This is a genomic window from Halomonas sp. (assembly GCF_052095765.1).
Lineage (GTDB): Bacteria > Pseudomonadota > Gammaproteobacteria > Pseudomonadales > Halomonadaceae > Halomonas.
In genome coordinates this window covers 1-10869 of sequence record NZ_JBQDJZ010000091.1, presented here as the reverse complement: position 1 = coordinate 10869, position 10869 = coordinate 1, and the positions used below count along the sequence as shown (strand labels likewise).

At 57.9% G+C, this 10869-nt stretch carries 7 protein-coding genes and 1 pseudogene; 5 read left to right on the top strand and 3 right to left on the bottom strand.

Annotation, left to right across the window (positions count from 1 at the left end):
• Both ACTH3D_RS11025 and ACTH3D_RS11020 read right to left on the bottom strand, forming a co-directional pair.
• Positions 1–639: tRNA-(ms[2]io[6]A)-hydroxylase (locus tag ACTH3D_RS11025; RefSeq protein ID WP_441667159.1), on the bottom strand; the 639-nt coding region annotated here is incomplete at its 3' end.
• Positions 640–646: 7 nt separating this feature from the next.
• Positions 647–1087: a DUF1289 domain-containing protein gene (locus ACTH3D_RS11020; protein WP_441667158.1), complete on the bottom strand. Its 441-nt coding sequence runs from the start codon at positions 1085–1087 to the stop codon at positions 647–649.
• Positions 1088–1311: 224 nt separating this feature from the next.
• Here ACTH3D_RS11020 and acnB point away from each other — a divergent pair, with 224 nt between their 5' ends.
• The 3 genes from acnB to ACTH3D_RS11005 all read left to right on the top strand — a co-directional run bounded on the left by acnB (position 1312) and on the right by ACTH3D_RS11005 (position 6660).
• Positions 1312–3912, top strand: a complete 2601-nt coding sequence (gene acnB, locus ACTH3D_RS11015) for a bifunctional aconitate hydratase 2/2-methylisocitrate dehydratase (RefSeq protein WP_441667160.1) — start codon at positions 1312–1314, stop codon at positions 3910–3912.
• A gap of 245 nt (positions 3913–4157) precedes the next feature.
• Entirely contained in the window at positions 4158–4646 is a 489-nt protein-coding gene (rraA, locus tag ACTH3D_RS11010) for a ribonuclease E activity regulator RraA (RefSeq protein WP_441667157.1), read from the top strand.
• A gap of 61 nt (positions 4647–4707) precedes the next feature.
• Positions 4708–6660 (top strand): glycerophosphodiester phosphodiesterase family protein, encoded by a 1953-nt coding sequence (locus ACTH3D_RS11005; protein WP_441667155.1) that lies wholly within the window; start codon positions 4708–4710, stop codon positions 6658–6660.
• Between the two features lie 110 nt (positions 6661–6770).
• On the opposite strand, the gene ppsA is transcribed toward ACTH3D_RS11005, so the two are convergent.
• The gene (gene ppsA / locus ACTH3D_RS11000) at positions 6771–9143 is read right to left on the bottom strand and encodes a phosphoenolpyruvate synthase (RefSeq protein WP_441667154.1); all 2373 of its coding nucleotides are present in this window, start codon (positions 9141–9143) and stop codon (positions 6771–6773) included.
• Between the two features lie 257 nt (positions 9144–9400).
• On the opposite strand from ppsA, the gene ppsR reads away from it, so the two are divergent.
• Positions 9401–10234 (top strand): posphoenolpyruvate synthetase regulatory kinase/phosphorylase PpsR, encoded by an 834-nt coding sequence (gene ppsR, locus ACTH3D_RS10995; protein WP_441667153.1) that lies wholly within the window; start codon positions 9401–9403, stop codon positions 10232–10234.
• Between the two features lie 175 nt (positions 10235–10409).
• Positions 10410–10702, top strand: a pseudogene (locus tag ACTH3D_RS10990) (integrase core domain-containing protein); the annotation flags it as partial.
• Positions 10703–10869: the final 167 nt, after the last annotated feature.

Sequence of the window (10869 nt, the reverse complement as noted above, 5' to 3'; positions counted from 1 at the left end):
CACACCACTATGAAAACGTAACTCGGTGTCTGGCGTACTGATGAGTTCGGCCTCGCGGGCGGCAAAAAAGGCAACTCTCGCCTCAAAGGTCTGGTTGTCAATTCCGCCATTAGCCTGCCGGGCAAGCATCAGGTACTCCTCGTAATGGCGCCCCTCCGACTTGACCAGGCCACGGTAGAACCTCGCCAGTGACGAATCCAGGTGGGGAATCAACGTGGCAAAGCGCTCGCAGCTGCGCGCCTCAATCAGCGCTCCCACAATCAGGATATCCATCAGCCGGTCTGGCTCCTGGGTACGCACATGACGCCGCAGCCCATCTGCGTAGCGTGATGCCGTCAAATGGCGATAGGCGATACCCCGATCTTCCATGATTTTGAGCACCTGCTCGAAGTGCAGCAGCTCCTCCCGCGCCAGCTGCGCCATGCACTTGAGCAGCTCAGGGAAATCCACATAGCGATACAGCAGGCTCATGGCGGTAGACGCGGCCTTCTTTTCGCACTGGGCGTGGTCGATCAACAGTAGCTCGATATTGCCAAGCGCAGCCTCAACCCAGGCATCCGGCGTGGGGCAGTCAAGGAACGTCAACAGCCCATCAGGCAGTAGCGAATCAACGGGCGAAACAGCAAGTGATGATGTCATTGGCAACTCACACTTTGTGATAATTATCCGTCGCGCAGCAACGTGCTTCAGCGGCTTCAGTCAGATCCGCACACAGCTGCTCATACAACAACTCAATACTGCCGGGGCGATGAGCGACCAGGCCATAGCGGGAAAGGTCGCGCATTTGCCGACGGCCTGTTCTCAGCAGCTCAACGGCACACGACAGTGGCGGCTGATTCTGGCGAGTACGTATCCGGTGACGCTTGAGCTGGTCATTGAGCCGTTCAATATTAACAATTGCAAAAAACCGCTCAGCCACCTGCTCGCGCATCGCATCGAGCTGTTCCATCCGCTGCTCGCGCTGAGCTGTCGTCATGCTGAACCAGTCAAGAATCTCGCCGCTGGTTCGCTGACAACCGCGGCAAACACTGTCTCCCACGGTGGTTGAACAGACACCAACACAGGGAGAAGCAATAGGGCCCGCCATGTCATCCCTCATCCGTTAATCGTCACATCATGTTACCGCGATACAGAGGCAGTAACACCTGCCCCAGACTGCCATGGGACAACCACCGACGACCAAAGTACAAGCGAGACAGGACTGCCTGCGACTTAACATTGTCAACAATTTCTTCTAGAATTGCCGACCTGCTGACCGTGTCGTCATTCGCACCGGACTCCCCGGACACCACCATCAATGAGGGACACTACGTGCTTGAAGCCTATCGCCAACATGTCGAGGAACGCGCCCAGGCCGGCGTACCACCCAAGCCCCTGAACGCTGAGCAAACTGCTGCTCTCGTCGAACTGCTGAAGAACCCGCCGGCTGGTGAAGAAGAGTTCATCCTCGACCTGATCACCAACCGTGTGCCGCCTGGCGTTGATGAAGCTGCCTACGTTAAGGCTGGCTTTCTGACCGCCATTGCCAAGGGCGAAACCACTTCACCGCTGATCGACAGGATTCACGCCGTCAAGCTGCTGGGCACGATGCAAGGCGGTTACAACATCGTCTCACTGGTCGAGCTGCTCGACGATGCTGAACTTGCCACTGAGGTGGGCGAACAGCTCAAACACACCCTGCTGATGTTCGACGCCTTCCACGACGTGGAAGAGCGCGCCAAGGCTGGCAACGCCGTGGCCAAAGACGTGATCCAGTCCTGGGCCGATGCCGAGTGGTTCCTGGCCCGCCCCAAGCTGGATGAAAAAATCACCCTGAGCGTGTTCAAGGTCACCGGCGAAACCAACACCGACGACCTGTCACCCGCGCCGGATGCCTGGTCGCGCCCAGACATCCCGCTCCATGCCAACGCCATGCTCAAGAACACGCGTGATGGTATCGAGCCGGTTGAGCCGGGTGTCGTAGGCCCGCTCAAGCAAATCGATGCGGTCAAGGCCCAGGGCCATCCGGTGGTCTACGTCGGCGACGTGGTCGGTACTGGCTCCTCGCGTAAATCCGCTACTAACTCTGTGCTGTGGTTCTTCGGCGATGACATTCCCAACGTGCCCAACAAGCGCGCTGGTGGCTTCTGCTTCGGCGGCAACATTGCACCGATCTTCTTCAACACCATGGAAGACTCCGGAGCCCTGCCCATCGAGATGGACGTCTCCAAGCTCAACATGGGCGACGTTATCGACGTCTACCCCTATGAAGGCAAGGTGTGCAAGCACGACACCGACGAGGTCGTCAGCACCTTTGAACTTAAAACCCAACTGCTGCTTGACGAAGTACGTGCCGGCGGCCGTATCCCGCTGATCATCGGCCGTGGATTGACCGCCAAGGCTCGTGAGTCGCTAGGGCTTGCTGTCTCCGACGTGTTCCGCACCCCTGAGCAGCCGGCGGATACCGGCAAGGGTTTCACCCTAGCCCAGAAGATGGTCGGAAAGGCTTGCGGCATGGACGGCGTTCGCCCGGGCATGTACTGCGAGCCGAAGATGACCACCGTGGGCTCCCAAGACACTACCGGTCCGATGACCCGCGACGAGCTGAAAGATCTGGCTTGCCTGGGCTTCCAGGCTGATCTGGTAATGCAGTCTTTCTGTCACACCGCCGCCTATCCCAAGCCGGTCGACGTGGAAACACACCACACCCTACCCGACTTCATCATGAACCGCGGCGGTGTCTCGCTACGTCCCGGCGACGGCATCATCCACAGCTGGCTCAACCGCATGCTGCTGCCTGATACCGTAGGCACCGGCGGCGACTCGCACACGCGTTTCCCGATGGGCATTTCCTTCCCCGCGGGCTCAGGTCTGGTGGCATTTGCCGCCGCTACCGGCGTGATGCCGCTGGACATGCCAGAATCCGTGCTGGTGCGCTTTAAGGGCGAGCGTCAACCCGGCATCACCCTGCGCGACCTGGTCCACGCCATCCCTTACTACGCCATCCAGAAGGGGCTGCTGACCGTCGAGAAGTCCGGCAAGAAGAACGCTTTCTCGGGCCGCGTGCTGGAAATCGAAGGCCTTGAAGACCTCACCGCCGAGCAGGCGTTTGAGTTGTCTGACGCTTCGGCCGAGCGCAGTGCCGCGGGCTGCACCATCACCCTGTCAGAAGAGTCCATTGCTGAATATCTGACGTCCAATATCACCATGCTCAAGTGGATGATCGACAGCGGATACGGTGACAAGCGCACCATCGAACGTCGCATCCTAGCCATGGAAGAGTGGCTGGCCAACCCGAAGCTGATGCGTGCCGATGCCGACGCCGAATACGCCGAAGTAATCGAGATCGACCTAGCCGAGATCACCGAGCCGGTACTCTGTGCCCCGAATGACCCAGACGATGCGCGCCTGCTGTCTGAAGTGGCTGGCGAGACCATTGATGAAGTGTTCATCGGCTCATGCATGACCAACATCGGCCACTTCCGCGCCGCCGGCAAGCTGCTTGAGAAGCAGCCCGCCGGTAGCTTGAAAACACGTCTGTGGCTGGCGCCACCGACCCGCATGGATCAGCACCAGCTGACCGAAGAAGGCTATTACGGTATCTATGGTCGCGCCGGTGCGCGCATGGAAATGCCGGGCTGCTCACTGTGCATGGGTAACCAGGCGCGAGTCGCAGCGAAGAGTACGGTGGTCTCTACGTCCACGCGTAACTTCCCCAATCGACTAGGTGACGGTGCCAACGTCTACCTGGCCTCAGCCGAGCTTGCCGCTATCGCAGCGGTCGAAGGTCGCCTGCCCTCTGTTGAAGATTACAAGCGCTACATGGGTGAGTTCGACGCTATGTCCGGTGAAATCTACCGGTACATGAACTTCCATGAAATGGAGGAGTTTCAGAAAGCAGCCTCCAATGTGATCCCGGTCGAAGCCATTTGACCAGGAACACTTTTCGTCTCCGATGCTCGCAACGTCGAAGGCCTGCCGCTTAAACAGCCAGGCCGGAGTCGATAACCGAAGCGCCCTACGGGGCGCTTTTTTTATGCTGCCTGCGCTTGTATCCGCATCCACTGTGGTGCAGAAATTGCTCTCCCTGTTAGCATCGGCAAAGCACTTAATGGTCTGCTACAGTGGCTGCGTTGATTTCTGCCTACTGACTTTTGCTACTCACAAGGACCCATTTCATGCCAACTATCGTGACACCAGATATCTGCGACGACTTCTCTGATGTGCAAGTGCTCGACCCACTCTTTTCTAACGTCGGCGGCCACGACGCCTTCTTCGGCCCGGTGCGTACCATCAAATGCTTTGAAGATAACTCCATGGTCAAGCAAGCGGTGGCCGAGCCCGGTGACGGGGCTGTACTGGTAGTTGATGCGGGTGGCTCCATGCGCTGTGCCATGCTAGGTGACATGCTCGCCGAGCAGGCCGTCAATAACGGCTGGGCCGGCATTGTGATGTACGGCTGTGTGCGCGACGTCGATATCCTGGTCACTCTGGACCTTGGGATTCAGGCTCTGGCCACCCACCCGCGCAAAAGCGAGAAGCGTGGCGAAGGACAGCGCGATATTGACGTCACCTTCGGCGGTGCCACCATCAAGCCAGGCCAGTGGCTGTATGCCGACAACAACGGCATTCTGATTGCTGATAAACGCCTGCCGCTGGAAAGCTGATTCCTGCTCACCGGATTTTCCTGCCGGCCTGGACTAACACTGGCCCGGCAGGAACACGGATTTGTTTACAACACCCCCACTCACCTCACGACCCCGTATCTTTATTCCTATGTCTGCAACGCCTTTAGCCACGCTGAAACCAGGCAGCCTGGCACGCAGCATACTCAGCGCACTGCGAAATCACCTGCGCTCGCTGATTGCCTATCACCTGTTTTTTACGCTGCTTGCCTCGCTGCTGGTATTGCCTGGCATTGCCTGGACGCTAACCCGGATACTTGAGCGTTTCGGTCGTCCAGTGCTCACGGCTTCCGAACTGCTGGGGCTACTCATGAGTCCGTCCGGTGCTGCATGGCTGCTGTTAACGGTCGTTCTAACCTTTATGGTGCTGTATCTGCAACAGGCCGGCATGATGCTGCTAGCAGTACGCCCGGGTAATGGTCACGTCCAGTCGGCATTCACGGCGCTTTGGCTGGCCCTGCAACGCCTGCCAGCTCTTCTGGCACTGATCATTCTCCAGGTAGGCGCCCACTTGCTACTGGTCCTGCCAGTGGCTGTTATCCTGGCCGGGTTGTATGACGCCATACTCGGTGGCCTGGATACCTACTACCTAACCCATGCACGGCCCATGGTACTATGGTACTTCCTGGGCATTGCCGTGCCACTGGTGTTGGTCTGGACTGCAGCTGCAGCCACGCTTTACGTGCGCTGGATTCTGGCACTGCCCATCGTCGTGCTGGAGCACTCCACGGCGATACAGGCGCTTGGCCTCAGTTTCCAGCTCACCCGAGGTAACGCCTGGGCGCTCAGCTGGGTAGTGCTGACGCTGTTGCTAATCATTGCTGCCCTGCCAGTAATCGCCAGCGCCTTGTTCAGTGAGCTGCTTACTCCTCTGATTGGCTGGCTGCCTGACAATCACGGGCTGCTGCTCATCGCAATGCTCGGTTACGTCACTTTTTTCGTGCTGTTCACCCTTGCCATCACATTTCTCGGGATTGCTGCTAACGCCCTACTTGGCGCTTGCCTATATTTATACCTAAGCGACCACCCGCCGCACTTTTCCCCTTCGCCTGACCGTACCCGATCGAACCGGCTGGCCTGGGCAGTTGAAGTTGGCCTGCTGATGTTTGCCATCAGCCAGGCATGGTGGATCATCAACAGCTTTACGCTGGCCGATGACGTGACCATCATCGCCCACCGTGGAAGTTCGCTCAGTGCACCGGAAAACACCAAGGCTGCCTTCAAGCAAGCCATTGCTGACGATGCCGATTACGTGGAAACCGATGTGCGTCTAACCGCTGACGGCAAAGCCGTGCTCTATCACGACAGCAGCCTGAAACGCCTGATCGGCGACCCACGGGGTATTGCCGAAGTGAGCTTTGATGAACTGAGAGGCTTCGATGTGGGCAGCTGGTTTGGGGATGCCTTTATTGGCGAACCAATTCCCACGCTCAGCGAAGCGCTGGAAATCACCCGCGGCAAAGCTGGCATTATGATCGATATGAAGCCCACGCCCGGCCAAGAAGCCGCGCTTGTGGAAGCTGTACTCGACGCCCTGGATGACGAAACCGCCCAGCGCCAAGCATGTCGCGAAGAGGTCAAGATACCCTATTCCGCCGCCCACTGCGGTGCGCCTGAAGTGTTCAACGACGTTCGTCTGGCTGTCGGGCGCCCATGGCTGGTCGATGCGATCAAGCAGCGCGAGCCACGCCTGCGCGTTACCCTGCTGGCCGAGCTCGTCGTGCCCGGCACACTGGAGCGCCAAGGTTTTGATGCACTGGGCCTGCGCCACAATCGCATCAACAAGGAAGAAATTCGCCTCGCTAACCACTACGGCTATGAGTTGCATGCCTGGACGGTCAACGCCCCTGGCGAGATGTCGAGCCTGATGGATCTAGGCATTGATGCCATCATCACCGACCACCCGACACGCCTTGCCAAACTGGTCCAGCAGCGCGGTGAAATGAGTGATGGCGAGCTACTGCTGGTCAAGCTGCGTAACTGGCTGCGCAATTAACCGGCGTATTGAAACGATACGATTAAAGCCTGCGGCAATTAAACGCCGCGACAAAAAAGGCCGGCTCCTTGAGGAGCCGGCCTTTGATCAACATCATGCTATACCAGACTTCAGGCCAGCTGCTCACCGGCCAGCATGAACCAGGTTTCAAGCACCGCATCGGGATTCAGCGAAACCGAATCAATACCCTGCTCCATCAGCCACTTGGCCAGGTCCGGATGATCTGACGGCCCCTGACCGCAGATACCTACGTACTTTCCCTGAGCCTTACATGCCTGAATGGCCATGGCCAGTAGCTTCTTGACTGCCGGGTTACGCTCTTCAAACAGATGGGCCACTATGCCGGAGTCACGATCCAGCCCTAGGGTGAGCTGGGTCAAGTCGTTGGAGCCAATTGAGAAGCCGTCGAAGTACTCAAGGAACTCATCGGCCAGCAAGGCGTTAGCCGGCAGCTCGCACATCATGATCAACTTGAGGCCATTGTCACCGCGCTTGAGACCATTGGCAGCTAGCAGATCCACTACCTGGCTGGCTTCTTCGGTGGTGCGAACAAAAGGAACCATGATCTCGATATTGTCCAACCCCATCTCTTCACGCACGCGCTTGAGGGCGCGGCACTCCAACTCGAAACAGGCACGGAAGGAGTCGGAGATATAACGTGATGCGCCACGGAAACCCAGCATGGGGTTTTCTTCACCTGGCTCATACAGCTTGCCGCCGATCAGGTTTTCGTACTCATTGGACTTGAAGTCCGACAGACGCACGATCACTCGTTCAGGATAGAATGCCGCCGCCAGCGTCGAGATGCCTTCAACCAGCTTATCAACGTAGAAGCTGACTGGATCATCATAGCCTGCGATACGCAGATCAATGCTCTGCTGCAACTCGGCTGACAGGGTGTCGTAATCAAGCAGCGCCTTGGGGTGCACGCCGATCATGCGGTTGATGATGAACTCCAGGCGCGCCAGGCCAACACCGGAGTTCGGCAGACCGGCGAAGCTGAAGGCGCGGTCGGGATTACCGACGTTCATCATGATCTTGAACGGAATTTCCGGCATGGCATCAACGCTGGTGACGGTGCGATCGAATTCCAGCAAGCCATCGTAGACGTGGCCGGTATCGCCTTCGGCACAGGAAACCGTCACGTCACGACCATCGGACAAGGCTTTGGTGGCATCAGAGCACCCCACCACTGCGGGAATGCCCAGCTCACGGGCAATAATCGCCGCATGACAGGTGCGTCCGCCACGGTTGGTGACTATGGCCGACGCCCGCTTCATGACTGGCTCCCAATCCGGGTCGGTCATGTCGGTGACCAGCACATCGCCAGGCTGAACCTTGTCCATGTCTTCCGGCGAGAACACCACCTTGACCGCACCGCGACCGATGCGTTGACCGATGGCACGGCCAGTGACCAGGGTGCGGCCCTTTTCCTTGAGCTGGAAACGCTCAAGATTGCCGCCCTGCTGCTGAGACACCACGGTTTCAGGACGTGCCTGAACGATGTACAGCTCGCCGTCGTCGCCGTCTAACGCCCACTCGATGTCCATCGGGCGACCGTAGTGTTGCTCGATGATCACCGCCTGCTGTGCCAGTGCCATGACCTGTTCATCGGTGATGCAGAAGCGCCCACGCTGATCCAGCGGCACATCAACCGTGGCCACCGAACGGCCAGCGCTGGTGTCATCGGTGTAGACCATCTGGATCAGCTTGGAGCCGAGATTGCGGCGCAGCACAGCGGGACGACCGGCAGCAAGAGTCGGTTTGTGGACGTAAAATTCATCGGGGTTAACGGCACCCTGCACCACAGTTTCACCCAGGCCCCAGGACGCGGTCACGAATACCACGTCGTCAAAGCCGGACTCAGTGTCGAGGGTAAACATCACGCCGCTGGCGCCGGTTTCTGAACGCACCATTTTCTGCACGCCGGCAGACAGTGCGACGTTCTCGTGGGCATAGCCACGATGTACACGATAGGAAATTGCGCGGTCGTTGAACAGCGAGGCAAACACCTCGTGCACGGCGCGCTTGATGTTCTCAAAGCCTTCTATGTTCAGGAAAGTTTCCTGCTGGCCGGCAAAAGAAGCATCCGGCAGGTCTTCGGCAGTAGCCGAGCTACGCACCGCCACTTTCAGGTTGGGATGGCGCGTCTGAAGACTGGCATAGCTTTCGCGCAGCGCTTCTTCAAAGGCCGGGGGCAACGGCGTATCGATGACCCACTGACGAATCTCTGCCCCCACCCGGGCCAGCTCCTGAACATCATCAACATCCAGCACTGACAATGCCTGGTTGATACGCTCATTGAGACCATCATGGGCTAAGAACTCGCGGTATGCATGAGCGGTGGTTGCAAAGCCGCCGGGCACGGTAACACCGGCACCCGCGAGATTAGAGATCATCTCGCCCAGAGATGCGTTCTTGCCGCCGACCCGCTCGACATCGTTCATGCCCAGATGCTCGAACCACTGAATATAATCGCCCACGAAACCCCCTTGGATGACCCGCCCGACCTGCGATGCGTGCCGTCATGAATGGATGCTGGCAAGCCTATCAGCGTCAGTCGATCTACGCCATTGGTCTAACATCGAAGTCATTGGAGGTTTTTTACAACAGCGCGCATAACACCTAATTTCCTGTAGTCACGATCACAGCAAGCACAGCGACCATAGGGCTGAACGCTTGAGCACACGGGGTTTCGCGACGACAATGGGCCCTCCACTTGCCGACTACAGAGTTCACCATGACCCGCACTGCTTTTTTCATCTCCGATGGCACTGGCATCACCGCCGAGAGCCTAGGGCGCAGCCTGCTGGCCCAATTCGAGAATGTAGAGATTCGCAAAGTCACCAAGCCCTACATCGATAGCGTGGAAAAAGCCCGGGACTTGGTAAAGATCATTGATGCCACAGCGGTCAAAGATGCCAACCAGCCGATCATTATCGACACCATCGTTGATGAAGCCGTGCGCGACGTTGTGCGCGAAGCCATCGGCTTCAAGGTCGATATCTTCTCGACCTTTCTCAAACCGCTAGAAGAAGAGCTGGATACCCGCTCCTCTTACAGCGTCGGCCGTACCCACGCCATCGGCAGCGATGCTATCTACATGGACCGCATCCAGTCGGTACACTTTGCACTGGACAACGACGACGGCGCACGCACTCACCAGTATGACCAAGCCGATATCATCCTGGTGGGCGTCTCGCGCTGCGGCAAGACCCCGACCTCGCTCTACCTAGCGCTGCAATTCGGCATTCGAGCTGCCAACTATCCGCTGACCGAAGACGACTACGACGAGGACGGCACCCTTAAACTTCCCGACGAGCTGGCCCGCCAACGTCACAAGCTGTTCGGCCTGACGATCGACCCTCGCCGACTGGCAGCTATTCGCCATGAACGCCGCGCCAATAGCCGCTATAGTTCCATGGATCAGTGCATGCAGGAAGTCCAACAGGCCGAGGGGCTATTCCGACAGATGAATATTCCCTACATCGACACCACACGCTTTTCGGTGGAAGAAATTTCAACGCGAATGATTGCCGAAACCGGCATCAACCGACGCTTCTCGCCACGCTGAGCGTACCGCTTTCTGACAGCGGCTCTGCCGTTTGTGAATGGATCGACAACCCAAAAAAATTTGGCAATAAGAATTAATCTCTTTATATATTGCATCTAGCCCACCAGCGATGCCTGCTGGCGGGTTAGCCCATGACTTGCGCCATTCCGCGGCGCAGCCTGAGGTGTTTACCGCACATTACAGCAACCGCGGCATTCAGTATGCGTCTCGTGATTACCTCTCCACGCTGGATCAGAACGGGTTCCAGGCCTAGATGAGCCGGAAGGGGAATGCTGAGACAATGCCGTCATGGAGCGCTTCTTCGGTTCACTGAAAAGCGAGTGGCTGGCTGGCCAGCGATACTGGAGCCGACAAGCAGCACGGTGGCATGTGATCGAATACATCGAGGTGGAGTACAACAGCTGCTGGCTCCACTCAACCCTGGGTTACCAGACGCTGAGGGAGATTGAGTCGGCAGCTGCGGCTTGAAAATGTGTCCGCTCTGACTTGACCAGAACAACCAGCCTTGTCCTTGCTTGCACAGACACGATAGTCGTGTACTCATGTCCTGTTCAACTTCGCTTTCTTTGCCAAACTGACGGTGACTGCTCCCCGCCCTAAGCGCTGACGCGCCACGGGTGAGGCTTCCCACTTCT